At 73.3% G+C, this 20959-nt stretch carries 20 protein-coding genes and 1 tRNA gene; 12 read left to right on the forward strand and 9 right to left on the reverse strand.

Annotated features, from left to right (window positions below):
- Positions 1 to 93 precede the first annotated feature (93 nt).
- Positions 94 to 762 carry a LysR family substrate-binding domain-containing protein gene (locus ABZK10_RS01570; protein ID WP_353807425.1) on the forward strand — a complete coding sequence of 223 codons (669 nt, stop codon included), beginning with the start codon at positions 94 to 96 and terminating at the stop codon, positions 760 to 762.
- Complete coding sequence (locus ABZK10_RS01575) at positions 759 to 1487, forward strand: glutamine amidotransferase (protein WP_353807426.1); 729 nt, start codon at positions 759 to 761, stop codon at positions 1485 to 1487. The genes ABZK10_RS01570 and ABZK10_RS01575 overlap by 4 nt, the downstream gene beginning before the upstream one ends.
- Positions 1488 to 1499: 12 nt before the next feature.
- Here ABZK10_RS01575 and ABZK10_RS01580 read toward each other — a convergent pair whose 3' ends face one another.
- On the reverse strand, positions 1500 to 4022 hold the full coding sequence (locus ABZK10_RS01580; RefSeq protein ID WP_353807427.1) for an ATP-dependent DNA ligase: 2523 nt from the start codon (positions 4020 to 4022) through the stop codon (positions 1500 to 1502).
- A 60-nt stretch (positions 4023 to 4082) separates the two neighbouring features.
- Here ABZK10_RS01580 and ku point away from each other — a divergent pair, with 60 nt between their 5' ends.
- Entirely contained in the window at positions 4083 to 4883 is an 801-nt protein-coding gene (gene ku, locus ABZK10_RS01585) for a non-homologous end joining protein Ku (RefSeq protein WP_353807428.1), read from the forward strand.
- A gap of 75 nt (positions 4884 to 4958) precedes the next feature.
- Here the strand turns inward: ku and ABZK10_RS01590 are convergent, their stop codons facing one another.
- Positions 4959 to 5216 (reverse strand): GlsB/YeaQ/YmgE family stress response membrane protein, encoded by a 258-nt coding sequence (locus ABZK10_RS01590; protein WP_353807429.1) that lies wholly within the window; start codon positions 5214 to 5216, stop codon positions 4959 to 4961.
- A 157-nt stretch (positions 5217 to 5373) separates the two neighbouring features.
- Here ABZK10_RS01590 and ABZK10_RS01595 point away from each other — a divergent pair, with 157 nt between their 5' ends.
- The 3 genes from ABZK10_RS01595 (at position 5374) to ABZK10_RS01605 (ending at position 8569) form a co-directional block, all read left to right on the forward strand.
- The gene (locus ABZK10_RS01595) at positions 5374 to 6369 is read left to right on the forward strand and encodes a hypothetical protein (protein WP_353807430.1); all 996 of its coding nucleotides are present in this window, start codon (positions 5374 to 5376) and stop codon (positions 6367 to 6369) included.
- Positions 6370 to 6426: 57 nt separating this feature from the next.
- On the forward strand, positions 6427 to 7263 hold the full coding sequence (locus tag ABZK10_RS01600) for a hypothetical protein (protein ID WP_353807431.1): 837 nt from the start codon (positions 6427 to 6429) through the stop codon (positions 7261 to 7263).
- Positions 7264 to 7351: 88 nt separating this feature from the next.
- Positions 7352 to 8569, forward strand: coding sequence for an alpha/beta hydrolase (locus ABZK10_RS01605; RefSeq protein ID WP_353807432.1), 1218 nt, complete (start codon positions 7352 to 7354; stop codon positions 8567 to 8569).
- Here ABZK10_RS01605 and ABZK10_RS01610 read toward each other — a convergent pair.
- Both ABZK10_RS01610 and ABZK10_RS01615 read right to left on the reverse strand, forming a co-directional pair.
- Entirely contained in the window at positions 8513 to 8785 is a 273-nt protein-coding gene (locus ABZK10_RS01610) for a hypothetical protein (protein ID WP_353807433.1), read from the reverse strand. The genes ABZK10_RS01605 and ABZK10_RS01610 overlap by 57 nt on opposite strands.
- On the reverse strand, positions 8782 to 10263 hold the full coding sequence (locus tag ABZK10_RS01615) for an FAD-dependent oxidoreductase (RefSeq protein ID WP_353807434.1): 1482 nt from the start codon (positions 10261 to 10263) through the stop codon (positions 8782 to 8784). Before ABZK10_RS01615 ends, ABZK10_RS01610 begins: the two co-directional genes overlap by 4 nt.
- A 241-nt stretch (positions 10264 to 10504) precedes the next feature.
- Here ABZK10_RS01615 and ABZK10_RS01620 point away from each other — a divergent pair, with 241 nt between their 5' ends.
- Positions 10505 to 11764 carry an MFS transporter gene (locus tag ABZK10_RS01620; RefSeq protein ID WP_353807435.1) on the forward strand — a complete coding sequence of 420 codons (1260 nt, stop codon included), beginning with the start codon at positions 10505 to 10507 and terminating at the stop codon, positions 11762 to 11764.
- A gap of 39 nt (positions 11765 to 11803) precedes the next feature.
- On the opposite strand, the gene ABZK10_RS01625 is transcribed toward ABZK10_RS01620, so the two are convergent.
- Positions 11804 to 12463, reverse strand: a complete 660-nt coding sequence (locus tag ABZK10_RS01625) for a DUF2461 domain-containing protein (protein ID WP_353807436.1) — start codon at positions 12461 to 12463, stop codon at positions 11804 to 11806.
- A 46-nt stretch (positions 12464 to 12509) separates the two neighbouring features.
- On the reverse strand, positions 12510 to 12884 hold the full coding sequence (locus tag ABZK10_RS01630; RefSeq protein ID WP_353807437.1) for a hypothetical protein: 375 nt from the start codon (positions 12882 to 12884) through the stop codon (positions 12510 to 12512).
- Between the two features lie 202 nt (positions 12885 to 13086).
- On the opposite strand from ABZK10_RS01630, the gene ABZK10_RS01635 reads away from it, so the two are divergent.
- The 4 genes from ABZK10_RS01635 to ABZK10_RS01650 all read left to right on the forward strand — a co-directional run bounded on the left by ABZK10_RS01635 (position 13087) and on the right by ABZK10_RS01650 (position 18005).
- Complete coding sequence (locus ABZK10_RS01635) at positions 13087 to 14562, forward strand: multicopper oxidase family protein (protein ID WP_353807438.1); 1476 nt, start codon at positions 13087 to 13089, stop codon at positions 14560 to 14562.
- Between the two features lie 30 nt (positions 14563 to 14592).
- The gene (locus ABZK10_RS01640) at positions 14593 to 15486 is read left to right on the forward strand and encodes a formylglycine-generating enzyme family protein (RefSeq protein ID WP_353809583.1); all 894 of its coding nucleotides are present in this window, start codon (positions 14593 to 14595) and stop codon (positions 15484 to 15486) included.
- Positions 15487 to 15549: 63 nt separating this feature from the next.
- A complete protein-coding gene (locus ABZK10_RS01645; protein WP_353807439.1) occupies positions 15550 to 17100 on the forward strand; it encodes an arylsulfatase in 1551 nt (516 codons plus the stop codon).
- A 191-nt stretch (positions 17101 to 17291) separates the two neighbouring features.
- Positions 17292 to 18005: a trimeric intracellular cation channel family protein gene (locus tag ABZK10_RS01650; protein ID WP_353809584.1), complete on the forward strand. Its 714-nt coding sequence runs from the start codon at positions 17292 to 17294 to the stop codon at positions 18003 to 18005.
- Positions 18006 to 18178: 173 nt separating this feature from the next.
- Here the strand turns inward: ABZK10_RS01650 and ABZK10_RS01655 are convergent.
- Positions 18179 to 18265 (reverse strand) — tRNA-Ser (locus tag ABZK10_RS01655).
- A 117-nt stretch (positions 18266 to 18382) separates the two neighbouring features.
- Between ABZK10_RS01655 and radA the strand changes: the two genes are divergently transcribed.
- Complete coding sequence (gene radA, locus ABZK10_RS01660) at positions 18383 to 19747, forward strand: DNA repair protein RadA (RefSeq protein ID WP_353807440.1); 1365 nt, start codon at positions 18383 to 18385, stop codon at positions 19745 to 19747.
- A 58-nt stretch (positions 19748 to 19805) separates the two neighbouring features.
- On the opposite strand, the gene ABZK10_RS01665 is transcribed toward radA, so the two are convergent.
- Complete coding sequence (locus ABZK10_RS01665) at positions 19806 to 20213, reverse strand: dehydrogenase (protein WP_353807441.1); 408 nt, start codon at positions 20211 to 20213, stop codon at positions 19806 to 19808.
- A gap of 97 nt (positions 20214 to 20310) precedes the next feature.
- Positions 20311 to 20955, reverse strand: a complete 645-nt coding sequence (locus ABZK10_RS01670) for a hypothetical protein (protein WP_353807442.1) — start codon at positions 20953 to 20955, stop codon at positions 20311 to 20313.
- Positions 20956 to 20959: the final 4 nt, after the last annotated feature.

A 20959-nucleotide genomic window follows, 5' to 3' on the forward strand; every position in this document is an offset into this window, starting at 1 on the left:
GGCCGCCTGCACTCACCGGACCAGCGTATAGCCTTGGCATGGCCGCGACACCGGGTGCGGCCGGGGAGGCGATCGGGGCTCGTGGCGCTCAGGATGAGCTACGTCGAGGGCGTGAGCCCGTCGAAGTGGTTGCGTGCGTGGGCCGATCGGCGCCCCGACCAGCCGCTCGAGGCGACCCGCGTGCCCGAGGCCGAGCAGCTCGCGGGTCTCGCGTCGGGCGAGGTCGACCTCGCCTTCGTGCGCCTGCCGGTGCCGACCGACGACCTGCACGCGATTCCCCTCTGGGAGGAGGTCGCGGTGGTCGTCGCCCCGAAGGACCACGCGATCGCCGCGGTCGACGAGGTCACCCTCGCCGACCTGGAGGACGAGCCGCGCGCGCCGGTGCAGCCGAGCCCGGCCGGCACGATCGAGCTCGTCGCCGCGGGCACGGGCGTGGCGATCGTGCCGCACTCGATCGCGCGCCTGCACCACCGTCGCGACGTGGTGGCGGTGCCGGTGACGGATGCCCCGACGACGCGCATCGCGCTGGTCTGGCGCATCGCGCGCGACGACGACGACATCCAGGAGTTCGTCGGCGTCGTGCGCGGGCGCACGTCGCGCTCGTCGCGCGGGGCCGCCGACGAGGCATCCGCCGCCGCCGAACCGAAGCCCGACGATCGCCGCGGTCGCCGCAGCGCACGGCCGGGCCGCGAGCGCCACGACCGGCGCGGCACCACCTCGGCGCGCGACGGCCGCAGCAGCCGACGGGGGCGCCGCCGGTGAAGCCGTTCCTGTTCCTCTCCGCCAGGCCCGAGGTCGAGGCCGTCGGGCCCGAGTACGAGTCGGTGCGCTCCGCGATGGACCTCGATGCGGGCCGCCTCGAGCACCACCGGCTCGACGTGGCGGGCCTCGAGCGCCAGGACCTCTCCGCGTTCGCGGGCGTCGTGGTCGGCGGCAGCCCGTTCAACGTGACGACCGCGCCCGAGCACGTCTCCGACGTGCAGCGGCGCGTCGAGGACGACCTCGCCTGGGTCGCCGAGCGCGGCCTCGCCGGCGAGGTGCCCGTGCTGTTCACCTGCTACGGCATCGGCGTGCTCACGCGCGTGCTCGGCGGCGAGGTCGGGCTCGACCACGGCGAGGAGGCGCAGGCCGTGCGCGTGGAGCTGACCGACGAGGGGCGGCTCGACCCGCTGACCGGCGTGCTGCCGCCCGAGTTCGAGGCGCTCGTCGGGCACAAGGAGGCGACCGTGCGGCTGCCGGAGCGGGCCACGCTGCTCGCCGGCTCGGCGACCTGCCCGGTGCAGGTGTACCGCGTGGGCACGCGCGTCTACGCCACCCAGTTCCACCCCGAGGTCACCTCGGCCGACTTCGTGGCGCGGGCGCGGGTGTACCGCCACCACGGGTACTTCCCGGCGCGCGAGATGGCCGCGGTCGAGGCCCGCATCAACGGCGCGTCCGTCACCTGGCCGCGCACGATGCTCGCGCGGTTCGCCGAGCTGTTCGGGTAGCGGGCCGGCCGGTCACGCCTCCTCGGTGACGTCGGCGGGGTCGACGTCGGGGCGCAGTCCGCGCCAGGTGGGGTGGCGGGCGAGGCCCGCGGGCGTCCACTCGCCGAACGCGATCTCGCCGACGAGACGCGGGTCGACCCACACGGCATCGGATGCCTCGGCCGGCGGCATCTCGACGAACGGGCTGTCCGCCCGGCGCAGCGGCTCCAGCAGCCCCGCGATGCGGGTGAGCTGCGCGTCGCTGAAGCCCGTGCCGACCCGCCCCGCGTAGCGGAGTCCCCCGGCGCCGGGGATGCCGATGAGCAACGAACCGAACGTGCCCTCGCGCATGCCCTTGCCCGGCCGCCAGCCGCCGACGACCACGGACTGCACGCGCTCGTGCTTGACCTTCAGCCAGTCGGGCGAGCGGGCGCCGGGCCGGTAGCGCGAGTCGGCGTCCTTCGCCACGACGCCCTCGAGGCCGAGCGCGCGGCTCTGCTCGATCGCGGCGGCGACGTCGCCGACGAACGCGGGCGGCACCTGCACGGGCGATGCGGGGTCGGGCGGCACGAGGCGTTCGAGCAGGTCGCGGCGGTCGCGGTACGGCCGGTCGACGACCGACTCGCCGTCGACGGCGAGCACGTCGAACAGCAGCAGGCGCACGGGCACGCGCTCGGCCGCGGCGCGGATCTCGCGCGGCGCGGTGAGGTGCATCCGCTGCTGCATGCGCCCGAAGTCGGGGCGGCCGCTCGCGTCGAGCGCGACGACCTCGCCGTCGAGCACCGCTTGAGCGGCATCGACGCGGGTCGGCAGGCCGGCGAGCTCGGGGTAGCGCGCGGCGACTTCGACGCCGTTGCGCGTGAACATCCGGAGCCCGCCGTCGTCGACCTCGACGAGGGCACGCATGCCGTCCCACTTCATCTCGGCGACCCAGTCGCCCTCGCGGAGATCGAGCGGTCGGGCCACGGTGGCGAGCATGGGGCGCCACGTGAAGGGGCGATCGGGCTCGGGGGCCGCAGCCCCGGGCGCCCGCGTGGCGGGAGCCGGCGCGGAGGTCGACGGCGCGGCGGGCTCGGTCGACTCCACGACGCGCGGGCGCGGCGCCGGCCGCATCCGCGCGGGCCGCTTCATGCGGTGCAGCAGCCAGGTCGACTTCTCGCCCGACCCGTCGGTGCGGATGAGCGCGAACCGCCCGTCGCCCGCCGGCCCGCCGCGGTCGGTGTGCAGCGTCACGATCACCTCGTCGTCGCGCCACTTCTCGAGGTCGTAGACCCCGGTATCCCACAGGTCGACCCGGCCGGCGCCGTATTCCCCTGTCGGAATGGTGCCCTCGAAGGTGGCGTACTCGAGCGGGTGGTCCTCGGTCATGACCGCGAGGTGGTTGCGCCCCGACTCCTCGGGCAGCCCCTTCGGCACGGCCCAGCTCACCAGCACGCCGTCGTGCTCGAGGCGGACGTCGTAGTGCTCGCGGCTGGCGAAGTGGTGCTGGATCACGAATCGCGGCAGGTCGCCCGGCGCGGGCGGCGCGGCACCGGCGGCGGGCACGGGTTCTGGCGTGCGGTCGGCCGAGCGCTTCTCGCGGTAGCGGCCGAGGCGATCGGATGCCCCCTGGGCGGCGGCGTCCGCCACGGTCGCCATGAACTCCCCCGGCGACGCGCCCACGTGTCCCTGGCGGAGCGGCTCCATGGGATCGCCGCGCTCTGCGACCAGCGCGAGCACCTCGCCGTACTCGAGGTGGCGCAGCTCGGCGTCGGCGAGCTCCTCCCACGTGCGGGGCGCCGCGACCGTCGGCCGGAACCGGCCGCGCAACGAGTACGGCGCGATGGTCGTCTTCTTGCCGTTGTTCTGGCTCCAGTCGAGGAACACCCGGCCGGGCCGGACGGACTTGCTCATGGAGCTCACGACGAGCTTCGGGTGGTCGGCCTCGAGGCTGCGGGCGAGCTCGCGGGCCAGGGCGCTCGCCTGGTCGCTCGAGAGCGTCCCGTCGAGGGGGGCGTAGAGGTGGATGCCCTTGGACCCGCTCGTCACGGGCACCGAGGCGAGGCCCATGCCGTCGAGGATCTCGCGGACGAGGAACGCCACCTCGGCGCATCCGCCGAGCCCCACCCCCTCGCCCGGGTCGAGGTCGAGCACCAGCCGGTCGGGGTGCTGCGGAGTGCCGGCCGCGTCGAACCGCCACTGCGGCACGTGCAGTTCGAGCGCCGCGAGCTGGGCGAGCCAGACCAGCGTCGGCAGGTCGTCGACCACGGGGTAGGTGTTGTCGTGGTCGGAGTGCGGGATGCGCGCCCGCCGCACCCAGTCGGGAGTGCCCTGGCCGAGGTCCTTCGCGAAGAACGTGCCGCCCGGGGCATCCGCCGTGCCCACCCCGTCGACCCAGCGCTTGCGGGTGCACGGGCGCCCGGCCACGTACGGCAGCAGCACCGGCGCGATCTCGGCGTAGTAGCCGATCACGTCGCCCTTGGTCGTGCCCGCCTCGGGGTACATGACCTTGTCGAGGCTCGTGATGCGCAGGCGGCGTCCGCCCACCTGCACGACCTGCTCCCCCGACCCCGGCATGCCCCCATCCTGCCGCGCGAGGGCTGGCCGTGGCATCCGTTCGGGTGTTCACTAAGGGGTATGCGTTCCATCTGGAAGGGCGCGCTGACCTTCGGGCTCGTCAACGTGCCGGTGAAGTTGTACAGCGCCACCGAAGACCACGACGTGTCGCTGCACCAGGTGCACGAGGCCGACGGCGGGCGGATCCGCTACGAGCGGCGCTGCGAGGTGTGCGGCAAGGTCGTGAAGTACCAGGACATCGACAAGGCGTACGACGACGGCGAGCACACCGTCATCCTCACCAAGGACGACTTCGACGCGCTGCCCGCCGAGCGCAGTCGCGAGATCGAGGTCGTCGAGTTCGTGCCGAACGATCAGATCGACCCGCTCATGTTCGAGCGCAGCTACTACCTCGAGCCCGACTCGAAGTCGCCCAAGGCGTACGTGCTGCTGCGACGCACGCTCGAGTCGACCGACCGCACCGCGATCGTGCGCTTCGCCCTGCGGCAGAAGACGCGGCTGGCCGCCCTGCGCGTGCGCGACGACGTGCTCGTGCTGCAGACGCTGCTCTGGGCCGACGAGGTGCGCGAGGCGAAGTTCGGTTCGATCGACGAGGAGGTGAAGATCTCGCAGAAGGAGCTCGACCTCTCGAACAGCCTCGTCGAGAGCTTCGCCGACGACTTCCACCCCGAGAACTTCGAGGACGAGTACCAGGTCGAGCTGCGCAAGCTCATCGACGCGAAGATCGAGCAGGGCGAGGCGATCGACACCGCCGCGACCTTCGGCGAGCGCGAGGAGGGTGAGCCAGGCGGCGAGGTCATCGACCTCATGGAAGCGCTGCGGCGCAGCGTCGACTCGGCGCGGGCGCGCAAGAGCGGGTAGGGATGGCGGGCGTCAGGGCCCGGAGACGACGGATGCCGCGGCGGAACGTTCCGCCGCGGCATCCGTCGTTCGTGCTCAGCGCTTGCGCGTGAACAGGCTGAAGATGAGGATGACGACGATCGAGCCGAGGATGGCGACGATCCAGGTCTGCCAGCTCCAGAACTCCTCGAGTCCGACGCCGAAGAGGACGCTGCCCAGCCAGCCGCCGAGGAGCGCGCCGACCACGCCGAGCAGCAGCGTGATGAACCATCCTCCGCCCTGCCTGCCGGGGAGGATCAGCTTGGCGATCGCGCCGGCGAGGAGGCCGAGGATGAGAAATGCGAAGAATCCCATTGGGGTGCCCTTCTTTCATTCAGGTAGTGCTCAGCAAACCACCACCGAGCGTGCGGGGGAAGCCCTTGCCCCGGGTGTGCTCCGACTGGTAACCGGCCGGCCATGATCGGTCGGACGACCGATGCCGGGGCGGATCGGTCGCCGTAGCGTTCGGCGCATGCGCACCGCACCACCCGCCACCGCCGTCCATTCGTCCACCCGCCGCACCCCGGGCCGACGCACCGCCGTCGCCGGCGCGACGCTCGTCGCGCTCGTCGCGGTGCTCGTCACCGGCACCGCCGTCGCCGCCGACGAGACGCCGGAGTCGTTCCACGCCTGCATCGACGACAAGGGGCGACTCAGTGACGTGACCTTCGGGGGTGAGCCGGCCGAGTGCGGGCCGAAGGCCGCTCCGGTGTCGTGGAGCGCGGGCGGCGAGACCGGGCCGCAGGGGCCGCAGGGCGAACCCGGCCCGCAGGGCGAACCCGGCCCGACGGGCGACACTGGCCCGCAGGGCCCGCAGGGCGAGCCCGGCGAACTGCCCGACCAGATGTGCCCCGACGGCGAGTTCGTCATCGGGGTCGCGGACGGCGCGCTGGTGTGCGGTCCGCTCGACGGCGGCGGGCCCGGGCCGGACCCCGAGCCGGAGCCGCTCGCGCCGCTGCGGGTCAGCGTGCAGCCGATCTCGGTCTGCCTCGACGACGGCACCGAGTGCGCGCCCGTCTCGATCGACGAGACGCTGCTCGACGAGATCTGGGCGCAGGCCGCGGTCGACGTCGAGGTGCTGCCGACGACCACGCTCGACTCGACCCGGCTGGTCGAGACGCAGTGCGGCGGACCGTTCCTCGACGCGGTCGAGGACGTGCTGCCCGACAGCCTCCGCGAGGACGCACCGCTGAAGCTCTTCGTCGCGAACTGCATCGAGGCGGGCGGGAACGCGTGGGTGGGATTCAACGGCATGAACGCGCACCCCGACCTGATCACCGCCGTGCCCCTGGTCGTCGCGAGGCACGTCGGGTACAACCTCGGGCTGTCGACCCGGAGCATCTACGATCCCGCGTACCAGCCGGGCGCGTTGATGAATCCGACGCTGGCCGACGCCGGGAACCTGCTCCTCGAGGACGAGATCGCACAGGCCCGGGAATCCCGGTTCCTGGAGCCGGTCGCTGGTTAGGGCGGCCGGATGAGCGACGGAGCCGACCAAGAGCCACGCACCGACGACGCTGCCCCGGTGAGCGAGCAGCCTCGCACCGGCGGAGGGCCTTCGAAGCGCACGATCGGGCTCATCGCGGCAGGCGCGGGGGTGCTGGTGCTGCTGATCTCGGGATCGGTCGCGCTGGGCATGGTCGCGGGAGCGGCGATGTTCCGGTCGCAGGCTGCGCCCGTGGTCGAGGCGGCGAGCGCGACGGATGCCCCTGAGACGACGGCTCCGGAAACGCCATCGGCGTCGCCGACCCCGTCGCCCGACGGCTCGACGGCCGCCGCGCCGGCGCCTGCGCCTCCCGCCGGCGGCGCCGACGACGACAGCGACGGCGACGGCGACGGCGGCACCACGGACGGTGGAGTGCAGCAGCTGCACGTGAGCGTGCAGCCGATCTCGGTCTGCTACGACGACGGCAGCCAGTGCGCTCCGGTGGGCGCGTTCGAGGCGCGAACCAACGAGATCCTCGAACCGGCCGGCATCACCGTCGAGGTCCTGCCGACGGTCGAGCTGTACCGGTCGTCACTCGTGACCGGCGGGTGCGGCCGGGAGTTCCTGACCGCGGCGCACGTCGCCGGCGACAGCTACGAGGACCCGGCGCCGATCCGGTACTACGTCGCCGACTGCGAGCGCGTGGGCGCGGGGCACGCCTGGACGGGCTTCAACGGCTTCGTGGTGAAGTACGGTGAGCCCGACCCGGCCGGGAAGCTCCCCGCGATGTACCTCGCGGCGAACCTGGGGGTGCCGTACACCTACGATCTGGACTCACCCGCGCGACTCATGGAGCGCAGTACCTACGGCGTCGCCCTCACCGAGGCGGAGATCGAGATGGCCCGCGCGAGCCACTTCCTCGCGACCGTGGGCTGACGCGCCCCCGGGCGCCCGATTCAGTGCCACCCCCGGGATCGCCGGGAATCGACCGTCGCGGAGATCGCCCGCCGGTAGGCTCGCCCCCGTGGCCGGCGAGACCTACCTGTTCGATGCGTATGCGCTCGACACCGCGCGCCTGCAGCTGCGCCGCGACGGCGACCCCGTGCACGTCGAGCCCCGCGCGTTCGACGTGCTCGTGCACCTCGTCGAGCGCCGCGAGCGGGTGGTGACCAAGGAGGAGCTGCTCGACGCCGTTTGGGGCGACCGGTTCGTCAGCGAGGCCGCGCTCACCACCGCCCTGCGCACCGCGCGTCGCGCGGTCGGCGACAGCGGCGAGGCCCAGCGGGTCGTGCGCACGGTGCACGGGCGCGGGTACCAGTTCGTGGCGGATGCCGCGCTCGAGCGCCCGGCCGCCGAGGCATCCGCTGCGGAGGCATCCGTCACCGCCGCTCCCCCGCTCGCCGCCCGCCAGGACATCCGCTTCTGCCGGGCCGCCGACGGCGCCCGCATCGCCTACGCGAGCGTCGGCGACGGACCGCCGCTGCTGAAGGCCGCGAACTGGATCACCCACCTCGACCTCGAGTGGCGCAGCCCCGTGTGGGGGCACTGGATGCAGGGGCTCGCGCAGGGCCGCACGCTCGTGCGCTACGACGAGCGGGGCTGCGGCCTCTCCGACTGGGACGTGGGCGAGTTCACGTTCGACGACTGGGTCGACGACCTCGAGACCGTCGTCGACGCGGTCGGCATCGAGCGCTTCCCGCTGATCGGCGTGTCGCAGGGCGCCGCGGTGGCGCTCGCGTACGCGGTGCGCCATCCCGAGCGCGTGACCAAGCTGATCCTCGCCGGCGGCTACGCACGCGGGCGCCTGGTGCGCGCGACCAGTGCCGAGGAGCGCTCCGAGGCGGCACTCGACCTCGACCTCGCCCGCGTGGGCTGGGCCCGGCAGGACCCGAGCTTCATGCGCGTCTTCGCCTCGCAGTTCCTGCCGCAGGGCAGCCAGCAGGAGTGGGACGACTTCACGACCTTCCAGCGGGCGACCACCTCGGGCCAGAACGCCGTGCGGTTCCTCGAGGAGTTCGCCCGCATCGACGTGTCGGACATCGCGCACCTGGTGCGATGCCCGACCCTCATCGTGCACTCGCGCGACGACGTGCGCGTGCCCGCGTCGCAGGCCACCGAGCTCGCCGCGCTCATCCCCGACAGCCGGCTCGCGCTGCTCGACAGCGCGAACCACCTGCTCGGGGCCTCAGAGCCCGCGTGGCCGCAGTTCCTGGCGCACGTGGACGACTTCCTCGCCGCCTGAGCGCCCCGCGTCGGGGCGCGGGCGTGCGAGGTGGAACGCGTTGACCGCGACCAGCACGATGTTCAGCGCCACCATCGACGCGATGCCGATGATCGCGTTGAAGACGACCAGCACCACCGCGGCCGCGAGGCCGATCCAGCGGAGCCGGCGCACGTCGCGCTGCATGAGCGAGCAGACGATGAGGGCCGAGCCGACCCAGCCGAGCGCCTCGATCATGCGCGCGCCCGGTAGTCGCCCACCCAGCGGATCGCGGCGCCGCCGGTGAGCGCGCTGCGCAGCAGGTGGTCGGCGGATGCCACGGGGCGGGCGGGCACGCGCCACGGGCGCGTCGAACGTGCGACGTGCTCGCGGTCGCCGGCCGGCGGCTCGGCGTGGTGCCGGGCGGTGAGCACGCGCCACACGATCGGCGGCGACAGCAGGAGCGCCGGCGACGCCAGCAGGTTCTGGACGCGCATCATCGCGTCGGCGACCGGCACCGAGACCTGGCAGGCGCGCAGCACCCGCAGCAGGTAGGCGTTGAGCAGGCGCGTGCCGCGCGGCATGTCGCCGGTGGTGCGCGGATCGGCGAAGTCGCCGCCGGCGGCGATCCGCCACGGGGCGTCGACGACCTTCGCGGCGCGCCGGTAGTACGCGCGCGGCAGGGCAGGGTCGTCCGGCGTCATGCCGTCGAGCACGCGGCCCAGCTGCTGCGCCTGCAGGGCCGCGGACGACATGCCCTGGCCGTACACCGGGTCGAACGTGCAGAGCGCGTCGCCCAGCAGCACGAGGCCGGCCGGAACCTGCCGCAGCCGCTCGAGGCGGTTCCGTCGGCTGGCGCGCATGCCGTAGCGCTCGACGACGTCGGAGCCGTCCGGGTGCGCGCTCGAGCGATCGACGACGTGCGTGAGCTCCGCGGAGGGCAGCCCGTAGGCGAACCGCTCGAACGCGAGGGCGTCGTCGGGTGCCGGGTCTCCGTGGAAGCTGGCGGCGGTGAGCATCCACCGGTCGCCCTCGATCGGCGTCATCGTCGCGCCCCCGCCGCCGTGCTCCACGTCGCGCAGGATCACGGCTGCGGTGCCGTCCATGTCACGGCGCCGGCGCGACACCGTCCGCGTGCGGTAGGCCACGTCGATGCGGACCTCCTCGCGCTCGGGCTCGGGGTAGCCGGTGCGGGCGAGCTCGGCGAGCATGCGCGAGTTCCTGCCCGAGCAGTCGACGACGAGGTCGGCGTACCGGTCGACGCCGTCGGCGACGACGCCGACGACGCGTCCCTCGCCGTCGAGGAGCGGGCGCTCGACGCGCACGCCGTCCTCGAGGGTCACGTCGTGGTCCTCGAGCAGGCGCGTGCGCACCGCGCACTCGAGCATCGGACGCGACAGGGACATGGCGAGGAAGCCGATGCCGGAGCGCACGCGGTGCCCGCCGGCCTGGTGCCAGACGAGGTCGCCGGCGTCGAGCGGCACGGCGCCGCGATCGCGGAGCTCGTAGGAGAGCAGCGGGAACCACTCCTCGAGCAGGCGCTGGCCCGACGCCAGCAGCACGTGCGCGTGACGCCCCTGCGGCACCCCGCGGCGGGGCGCGGGCGTCCACGGGACGAGGTCGCGCTCGAGCATGGTGACGCGGTCGACGTGGCCGCTCAGGACCCGGGCCGCGAGGAGCCCGGCGATGCCGGACCCGATGACGATGGCGGAGCTGCCGCCGCTGGACGTGTGCATGATGGTCGGTGTTTCCCCTGGGTTCGGCCGTCGCCCGATCAGGCTCCGGCGGTGTGTCCGGGCGCCGTCGTGTGGCGCCCAGTCGATGCTCGCGGCAACGCGGCACCGCGTACTCCGTGGGGTGGTGGCGAACTCCTGAGGAACCCTGCGGGCGCCTCGGGACCGGGATCGCAACCTTCGGTTGCAGCGCCGCACGCCCCACGAGTTGCCTCGCGGCGCCGGCGCGGGCGATGCTGGAGCGATGGGGACCGTCGTGCACTCCCTCGATCCGGGGACCAGCCGCATGCTCGCGCGCTTCGCCCCGATGATCTACGGCCCCACGCTGCTCTTCGGGCTCGGAGAAGGCGCCCTGCTCCCCCTCCTGCCCGTGATCGCCACGTCGCTCGGCGCGGATGTCGCGCAGGCCGCGCTCGTGGCCGCGGCGATCGTCGTCGCCCGGCTGATCGGCAACCTCCCCGCCGGCTGGCTCGTCGCGCGCATCGGCGAACGCCGCACGATGGCGATCGCCGGCTGCCTCGCCCTCGCCGGCGGCATCGGCGTGCTGCTCGCGCCGAACCTCGCCGTGCTCGGCATCGCCGTCTTCTGCATCGGCCTGTGCGCCGCAGCGTTCGGCCTGGCCCGGCACGCCTTCATGACCACCCGGGTGCCGCTGCACTACCGCGCGCGGGCGCTCTCGGTGCTGGGCGGCGCGTTCCGGCTCGGCATGTTCGTCGGCCCCTTCCTCGCCGCCGCCCTGCTCGCGCTCACCGGCACCGAGACCGCCGCCGTGTGGTGCTTCATCGTGACGCTCACCGGCCTGGTCGCACTCGTGCTGCTCGGGCGCGACCCCGAGGAGCAGCTGCGCGACGAGGGGATGCTCCCCGCGCCGCGCCGACCGCGCGACGGGCGGCGCTCCCGGTCGGCGGGCGTGCTGCCCACGATGTGGCGCAACCGCGGCATGCTCGCGAGGCTCGGCCTCCCGGCGGCATCCCTCTCGGGCCTGCGCCAGGCGCGCGTGTACCTGCTGCCGCTCTGGGGCGTCTCCCTCGCGCTCGCCCCCGAGACCATCGCGCTCGTCGTCGGCGTGACGGGCGCACTGGAGTTCGCCCTGTTCTACTCGAGCGGGCAGATCATGGACCGCTGGGGACGCCTGTGGGCGGCACTGCCGTCGATGGTGCTCATGGGCGGGGCGTTCGTCGGCCTCGCGTTCACGCACGACCTCGACGCCGCGTTCGGCTGGTTCGTCGCCGGGGCGGTGGTCGTCGGCATCGGAAACGGGCTCTCGAGCGGCATCCTCATGACCCTCGGCGCCGACCTCGCCCCACCCGACGACCCGGCGCCGTTCCTGGGCTCGTGGCGCACGCTCACCGACGCCGGCGCGGCGGCGGCGCCCCTGCTCATCGCCGGCGTCGCCGCCGTCATCGGCCTGCCGGTCGCGACGGCGGCCATCGGAGTCGCCGGACTCCTCGGCGCCGCCGGATTCGGCGTGTGGGTGCCGCGGTACGTGCCCCACGGCGACTGAGGCCCAACGGCGACCACGCACGCCGGTCGGGGGGGGGGATCAGCGGCGCCGCGAGCCCCCGTCCCCGATCTCGGCACCGAGGTTCTCACGCAGCCACTCGCACCAGATCGACACGGTGCGCCAGCGCTCGCGCACGACGTCGATCGCCTCGGGCGTCCACATCCAGTCGGCGAGCGGGTCCGCGCGGCCGACGGCGAGGTGCTTCAGCTGCAGCAGGGCGATGCGCGGGTGGTCGACCGAGTAGCCGCGCGGGGCGGTCTTCAGGGCGTCGTCGCGCATGAGCGCGAAGCCCTGCTCGCCGACCTCCTCGATCGTGGCCTCCACGTCGCCCGACAGCCGGGAGTCGTCGACGATCTCGCGGAACCGTGCCAGCGCGGCCGTCGGCACCTCGAAGCTGCCGCCGCCGACGAGCATCCCCTCGGCGCTCAGCTGGAGGTAGTGCGCCACCGGCGCGCGCGACACCATGCCGATGTGCAGCTTGTAGGGCGTCTTGTCGGCACTGAAGCGCACGTCGCGGTAGGGGCGGAAGATCTTCAGTGGCCCGAACTCGGCCGCGAGCTCCTCGCCGAGCGCCTCGAACGGGCCGCGCACGTGCGCGTCGTAGCGTTCGCGGTTGGCCGCCCACCAGGCCTTGGAGTTGTCCGCGGCGAGCTCGGCGTAGAAGCGCGGGGCGTCGGGGTGGAGGCCGGTGAATGCCATGCGCCGATGGTAGCGCCGACGCGTACCGGTCGGCGGCGGGCCGACCCTAGGCGGCCCCGGCGAGGGCTCGGACGGCCGGGGCGACGCGATCGGGGTGCGCGGCCGCCATGCGCCGGGCACCCGCGAGCGCGGGCGAGCCGTCGTCGCCGAGCACGGCGATGACGTGCTCCCCGGGCAGGAGCACCTCGCTCTCGAGGCGCTCGTCGAACCCGACCACGCGCAGCACGCCCGACCCGACCTGCTCGCCGATCCATCGCTGCGCGAGTTCCGGTCGCACCCCCGCCAGTTCGGCGAATCCGGTCGCGGTGATCGGTCCGGCGTCGAACAGCAGCGCGAACCAGTGGCGGCGCGAGGCGAGCGAGGTCCGCGGACGCCACTCGTGGCGGACCTGGGAAGCGGCGGGCACGGGAGCAGTGGTCACGGTGGTCTCCTTCACGATCTTCGGGCACGCTCGTGACGTCCCCGCATCCGATGCTCCCGAATGCGCGTTCCCGAGTCCTCGCGGTCACCTGAGGAGCTCCTGAGGGATGCCCGCGTGAGGCGTCCGGCGAGGTCGGGAGCGTACCCTAGGGGTATCCGCGCGGCGGGTCCGATCGCCGCGGGCGACCTCGGATGGGAGCAGGATGGCCGACCGCAGGATCACGCGGAGACAGGCGCTCGCGATCGGCGGCGCGGGCGTGGGAGTGCTGGCGCTGGGCGCTGCGGGCGTGGTCGGCGTGCGCGAGCTGGTGGGCGGGCCCCTCGGCGCTGCGGCGCCCGGGGCGGCCCCCTGGCTGGAACCCGAGGTGCGGAGCTCGGACGGCGGCGTGCTGGACCTGGAACTGGTGGCCGCGCCGGTCGACGTCGACCTCGGCGACGGACCGGTGCGGATGCTCGGCTACAACGGATCGGTGCCCGGACCGACGCTCCACCTGCGACCCGGAGACACCCTGCGCGTGCGACTGGTCAATGCACTGGACGCCCCGACCAACCTCCACACGCACGGTCTCGTCGTCTCTGCGGCGGACAACTCGGACAACCCGTTCCTCAGCATCGCGCCCGGCGAGTCGTTCGACTACGAGATCGCGTTGCCGGACGACCACCCGCACGGCACGTACTGGTACCACCCGCACCGCCACGGCTCGGTCGCCGACCAGCTCTTCGCGGGGCTCGCCGGCGCCATCGTCGTCGACGAGGACGACTGGTCGAGCGGCGCTCCGCGCGTGGTCGTGGTCTCCGACGTGACGGTCGCCGGCGGGGCGGTCGCCGCGGTCTCCGCGATGGAGCGGATGCAGGGCCGCACGGGCGAGACGCTGCTCGCCAACGCGCGGGTGGCACCTGCGATGCACGCCCGCCCCGGCGCGCAGGAACGGCTGCTGCTCGTGAACGCGTGCACGAGCAGGTACCTGGACCTCGGGCTCGCCGGCCTCTCGGCCGCGGTGCGCCGGGTGGACTCGGGCGCCGTGACGCCGCCGGCGGAGCTCGACCGCCTCGTGCTCGCCCCGGGCAATCGCGCCGACCTCGTGGTGACCGTGCCCGAGGACGCCCGCGTCATCACCGCGGCAGCCTACGACCGCGGGGCCGCGGGGATGGGAATGATGGGCGGGACCTCGAACGCCGGCTCGGACGCAACCGTCCTGACGCTGGTGCCGGATGCCTCGGCGGAATCCGCGCCGGTCGCGGAGCCGGTCGCCGACGGCCCGCGCGATCTGCGCGGGCTCGACGTCGACACCGTGCGCACGCTCACGCTCTCGATGGGTGCGGGCATGGGGATGGGCGGCGGCATGGGGTTCGCGATCGACGGGCGGTCGTTCGACCCGGACCGCGTCGACCAGTCGGTGCGGCTCGGCACCCTCGAGGAGTGGACCATCCGCAACGACTCCCCCATGTCGCATCCGTTCCACCTGCACATCTGGCCGATGCAGGTCGTACGCGCCGGCGGCCGGGTGGTCGACACGGTCGCGGTGCGCGACGTCGTCGACGTGCCGGCCGGCGGCGAGGTCGTGGTGCGGATCGCGTTCGACCGCTTCCCCGACCGCACGGTCTTCCACTGCCACATCCTCGACCACGAGGACCTGGGCATGATGGGCGTGGTCGAGGCGACCGCCGCGGGCGGATAGCGTGGGCGCATGGACTCATCGACCCGGGACATGGTGCTCCTGCCGGGCGGCACGTTCCGCATGGGCTCCGACGACTTCTACCCGGACGAGCGGCCGGTGCACGAACGCACGGTTGCGCCGTTCCTCCTCGACCGCACCGCGGTGACGAACGCGCAGTACGCCGCGTTCGTCGACGCGACCGGGTACGTGACCGTCGCCGAGCGCGACCTCGACCCGGCCGAGTTCCCGGGCGTCGACCCGGCCGACCTCGTGCCCGGCGCGATGGTCTTCACGCCGACGGACGGGCCGGTGGACCTGCGGAACTGGCGGAACTGGTGGCGGTGGCAGCCGGGCGCCTCGTGGCGGCATCCGTTCGGGCCCGACTCGTCGATCGACGACCGCCTCGAGCACCCGGTCGTGCACGTCGCGTTCGCGGACGCCACGGCGTACGCCGACTGGGCGGGCCTGCGGCTGCCCACCGAGGCGGAGCACGAGTACGCGGCCCGCGGCGGGCTCGTCGGCGCCCGGTTCGCCTGGGGCGACGAGCCCTACCCCGACGGCGCGGCGCTCGCCAACTCGTGGCTGGGCCGGTTCCCGTACGACAACCAGGGGGTCGGCGGCACCGCCCCGGTCGGTTCGTACCCGGCGAACGGCTACGGCCTGTACGACATGACCGGCAACACCTGGGAGTGGACGAGCGACTACTACACGCCCCGGCACGTGCAACTGTCGGATGCCCCGGTCGACCCCGGCCGCCGCACCAACCTGCTCGCCGCCGCGAGCGCCCAGGAGGGCCTCCCGGGCATCCCCCGGCGGGTGCTCAAGGGCGGGTCGCACCTGTGCTCGCCCGACTACTGCCTCCGGTTCCGTCCGGCGGCGCGCTCACCGCAGGCCGAGGACACCGGCATGTCGCATGTCGGCTTCCGGTGCGCGCGCGACGCCTGAGGCATCCGCTCGACCCTCGCTGTTGACCCGCACCCCTGTCGCCGCGCGGCCGGGGATGGTTGGATGACGGTGTCCCCACTCGACGGTTCCCCCGCCATGCAGGAAGGACTCGTCATGGCCGACCGCCCGAACATCCTCGTCATCTGGGGTGACGACATCGGCATCTCCAACGTCAGCGCCTACTCCGACGGGTTGATGGGGTATCGCACCCCCAACATCGACCGGGTCGCCGACGAGGGCATGCGCTTCACCGACTACTACGGCGAGCAGAGCTGCACCGCCGGGCGCGCCGCGTTCATCACGGGCCAGAACCCGTACCGCACGGGGCTCACGAAGGTCGGGATGCCCGGTGCCGACGTCGGCCTGCGGGCGGAGGACCCGACCATCGCGACCGCGCTCAAGGAGCAGGGGTACGCCACCGGGCAGTTCGGCAAGAACCACCTCGGCGACCGCGACGAGTTCCTGCCCACCGCACACGGGTTCGACGAGTTCTTCGGCAACCTCTACCACCTGAACGCCGAGGAGGAACCCGAGCACCCCGACTACCCGACCGACGACGAGATCCCCGACTTCACGGCGCGGTTCCGGCCGCGGGGGGTCATCCGCTCCTGGGCGAACCCCGACGGCAGCCAGCGCATCGAGGACACCGGGCCGCTCACCCGGAAGCGCATGGAGACCTGCGACGAGGAGTTCCGCGACGCGGCAGCCGACTTCATCCGCCGCCAGGCCGACGCCGACACCCCGTTCTTCGTCTGGTTCAACTCGACGCACATGCACTTCCGCACCCACACGAAGCCCTCGTCGGTCGGGCAGGCCGGCAGGTGGCAGTCGGAGTACCACGACACGATGATCGACCACGACCGCGTCGTCGGGAGCCTGCTCGACCTGCTCGACGAGCTCGGCCTCGCCGAGGACACGATCGTCGTCTACTCGACCGACAACGGGCCGCACATGAACAGCTGGCCGGATGCCGGCATGACCCCGTTCCGCAACGAGAAGAACTCGAACTGGGAGGGCGCCTACCGCGTGCCGGCGATGGTGCGCTGGCCAGGTCATGTCCCGGCGGGCAGCGTACGCAACGGCATCGTGAGCCACGCCGACTGGTTCGTGACCCTGCTGTCGGCAGCGGGCGACCACGACGTGGCGGAGCGGCTGCGGGCGGGCACCACGCTCGCCGGACGCGAGTACCACGTGCACCTCGACGGGGTCGACCAGCTCGACTACGTCACCGGCGTCGTCGACGAGAGCCCGCGCAGGCACTTCTTCTACGTCTCCGACGAGGGCGACCTCACCGCCCTCCGCTACGACAACTGGAAGGTGGTCTTCCTCGAGCAGCGCACCCAGGGCACGCTCGCGGTCTGGCTGGACCCGTGGGTCGTGCTGCGCGCGCCGAAGCTGTTCAACCTGCGCACCGACCCCTTCGAGCGGGCGGACCGCACCTCGAACACCTACTACGACTGGGTGCTCGACCGGGTCTTCCTGTTCCTGCCCGCGCAGGCGTACGTGGCGAAGATGCTCGAGACCTTCGCCGAGTTCCCGCCGCGGCAGCGGCCCGCGTCGTTCACGATCGACCAAGTGCTCGAGAAGCTGGTGAGCGTCGCCGGCAACTCCTGAGGGCCGGATGCACCGTCAGGCGAACACCCCCAGCAGGGCGTCGAGTTCGGCGCTCCTGCCCACCATGATCGGGGCGGACACCGTCGCGGGCATGCCCTCATGATGGCAGTTCGCGCGTCGCGCGACCCCTCCCAATATCGGGGGCACGCGGGGCTGCCGCGCCATAGAGTGACTGGCGAGGGGAGGGCGTGATGATCGCAGCGGCATCCGATTCGGTCGGGGCGGCGCTCGGCATCGTGCAGGCGTCGCTCGAGTACACCGGCACCGTGGCGTTCGCGATCTCCGGCGCGGTCGCGGCCGGGCGCAAGCAGATGGACCTCGTGGGGGTCGTCGTGCTCGCGTGCATCGTCAGCGTCGGCGGCGGCACGGTGCGCGACCTGCTGCTCGGCAACACGCCCGTGTTCTGGGTCGCCAACCCCACGTTCCTGCTCGTCGGCGCGGTCACGGCGCTGGTCGTCGTGCCGCTCACCCGCACCCGGGCGATCGACCTGCTGCGGCGCTACCGCATCGTGCAGCTGTCGGATGCCGCGGGCATGGCGCTGTTCGTCGTCGTCGGCACGAACGTGGCGATCCAGGCCGGGGCCGACCCCGTGGGCGCGGCGATCATCGGCGTCATCGCGGGCGTCGGCGGCGGCATCATCCGCGACATGCTCGCCAACGAGATCCCCGACGTGCTGCGCGGCGGGCAGTTCTACATCACCGCGGCGCTCGTCGGCGCGCTGGTCTACGTGCTGCTGCTCCAGCTCGACGTGCCCGAGCTCGTCGTGTTCTGGGTGCCGATCGTGATCATCCTCACGATCCGCATCGTGTCGGTGCTCGCCCGCTGGGGCGTCCCGACCTTCACCTACGACGCCCCGCCGACCGGCCAGCTGCCGCTGATCGACCCCGACGACCTGCGCCGGTGAGCCACTCCCGCGCGGCACCCACGCCTCGCGGCATCGCGGCTCGCGCGGCCGGAGTGACGTTTCTTGGCCTGAGGGCGAAATCTCTCGCCCTCAGGCGAAGAGTCCGCCCTCGAGCGCGGTCCAGCACTCCCTCGGAACGACGAAACCCCCTCCGGAGAGGGGGTTTCAGCGAGCGGTACCGGTGGGATTTGAACCCACGGTGGGCTTTCACCCACACAACTTTTCGAGAGTTGCACCTTAGGCCGCTCGGACACGGTACCGCCGACTATCCTAACCGCGACGGCGGCCTGCGCCAAAACGAGGGCGGATGCCCCGGACGGGGGCGGCACGCGCGGAGCATCCGCTGCCGTGTCGGCGGCCGCGCCTACACTCGCAGCATGGCCCGCCCCTCCACGTCGTTCCGCTGCTCCGAGTGCGGCTGGAGCACCGTCAAGTGGGTGGGCCGCTGCGGCGAGTGCCAGCAGTGGGGCACCGTGGTCGAGCACGGTGCCGCGGCGGCCGAGGCGAAGGCCGTGCGGCCGGCGGCGGTGGCGGATGCCTCGCGGGCGCGCCCCATCACCGAGGCGGTGGCCGACGACTCGCGGCATCGCCCGACGGGCGTCGGCGAGTTCGACCGGGTGCTCGGCGGCGGCATCGTGCCGGGCGCGGCCATCCTGCTGAGCGGCGAGCCGGGCGTCGGCAAGTCGACGCTGCTGCTCGAGGTCGCGGCCCGCGCCGCGGCATCCGGTCGCCGCGTGCTCTACGTGAGCGCCGAGGAGTCGGTGGCGCAGGTGCGGCTGCGCGCCGAGCGCACCGGCGCGCTGCACGACACCCTCTTCCTCGCCTCGGAGACCGACCTCGCGACGGTGCTCGGGCAGGTCGACGCGGTCGCGCCCGACCTGCTCATCGTCGACTCGGTGCAGACGGTCTCGAGCGCCGAGTCCGACGGCGTCGCCGGGCAGCCGAGCCAGGTGCGCGAGGTCGCCTCCACGCTGATCCGGCTCGCGAAGCAGCGGCACCTGCCGGTGCTGCTCGTCGGGCACGTCACCAAGGACGGCACCATCGCGGGGCCGCGCCTGCTCGAGCACCTCGTCGACGTGGTCTGCCAGTTCGAGGGCGACCGGCACACGGCGCTGCGGTTCGTGCGGGCGCTGAAGAACCGCTTCGGGCCCACCGACGAGGTCGGATGCTTCGAGATGACCGGCGAGGGCATCTCGGAGGTGCCCGACCCGAGCGGGCTGTTCCTCTCGCGGTCGCGGGTCGCGGTCAGCGGCACCTGCGTGACCGTCGCGCTCGAGGGGCGCCGCGCGCTTCCCGTCGAGGTGCAGGCGCTCGTCGTGTCGACCAACGCGCCCCAGCCGCGACGCGTGGTGAGCGGCGTCGACTCGTCCCGCGTCGCGATGATCATCGCCGTGCTCGAGCGACGCGCCGGGTACTCGCGGCTCGGCGCGCACGACGTGTACGTCTCCACCGTCGGCGGGGTGCGGCTCGCAGAGCCGGGTGCCGACCTGGCCATCGCGGTGGCCATCGCGAGCGCCATGAGCGACCGCGCCGTGCCCGCCGAGATCGCCGCCGTCGGCGAGATCAGCCTCGCCGGCGAGGTGCGACCGGTCGCCGCCGCCCGCCAGCGCGCCGCCGAGGCCAGGCGCCTCGGCTACCGCCGCCTCATCGACGACGAGGTCGGCAGCGTCAAGGCGGCCGTCGAGCACGCGCTCATGACCCGTGCCTCCGCCCGCGAGCAGGAACTCGACGCGGTCTTCTGAGGCGCACCGCCGGTGGGCGCGGCCAGCTCGGGGCATCCGCTCGCCCCGCACCCGGGAGCTACGCGTCGAGTGCGGCGAGCAGGTCGTCGGGCGACGCCTGCATGGGGTGCGGGCCGGCGATGTCGAGGAACACGGTCGTGATCGCCTGCCGGTGCGTGGTGAGGAACGAGCGCAGCCACGCCGGGCTGTGCAGGCCGACGGCGGGCGGCAGGTTCGCCGGCTTGTTCGCCGCGTCGCTGAAGAGCAGCAGCGCGACCTCGGAGGTGTTCGGGTCGCGGTAGGTCCAGACCTCGCCGCCGTCGAGCGGCTTGTCGCGCGGGCCCGGCTTCAGGAGGGGCACGACGGTGTTGCCGTGGCGCAGGGCGAGGGCGACCGCCGCCATGTCCTGCCGCTCGAGGGCCTCGGCGAGCGCCTGCGAGCGGAACTCCTGCGGGCGCGCCGGTTGACGCTTCTTCTTGGAGGCCATCCCCCCACCCTACGTTCCGCACGCTCCCAGACCCGTCGATTTCCTGCGCTCTGATCGCGCAGAGCGCAGGGAATCGACGGGTCTCGCACCCGAACGGTCAGTAGAGGAGCATCTGCTTCGTCATCGACGAGTCGAAGCCGTCGACCGAGACCGACAGGTGGTACGAGGCACCACCGGCCGGCACGGGCTCGCGCGCGTCGTCGTCGCAGGTCTCCGGATCGGAGCGCGTGCGGTCCCACACGATCGGCGCCGCCGAGCTCAGCGGCTCGTTCGGGGTGAGGCTCACGTCGGCGTCGATCGGGTCGACCTGGCAGTCCGACGAGGTCCAGTACACGTCGCTGCCGCTCGTGATCGTGAACACCTGGGCGGCGGTGCCGGCGTTCAGCACGCACACGTTCGGGCCCGTGTTGGTGATCGTCACCGACAGCTCGGGCAGTTCGCCGGCACCGTAGGACGTCGCGTCGGTCACGGGCTCGACCACGATGTGCTCGGGTGCGCACGGCGCGCCGTCGACGGCGGCCTCCTCGGTGGGCAGCGTCGTCGCCGACGGGTCGTCGGTCGCGACGACCGGCGACCCCGATGCGCCGTCGGGGTCGGGCTGCGCGCCCTCGCTGGCACCGGGCCGCACGATGATGAGCACGACGACCGCGATCACCGCCACGAGGCCCAGCAGCACCAGGATGCGACGACGCCAGTACACGCGGGGCGGCTGCGGCCCCACCGGCGTGCGGATCGTCGACATGGCC

The sequence above is a fragment of the Agromyces sp. SYSU T00194 genome (assembly GCF_040496035.1).
Lineage (GTDB): Bacteria > Actinomycetota > Actinomycetes > Actinomycetales > Microbacteriaceae > Agromyces > Agromyces chitinivorans.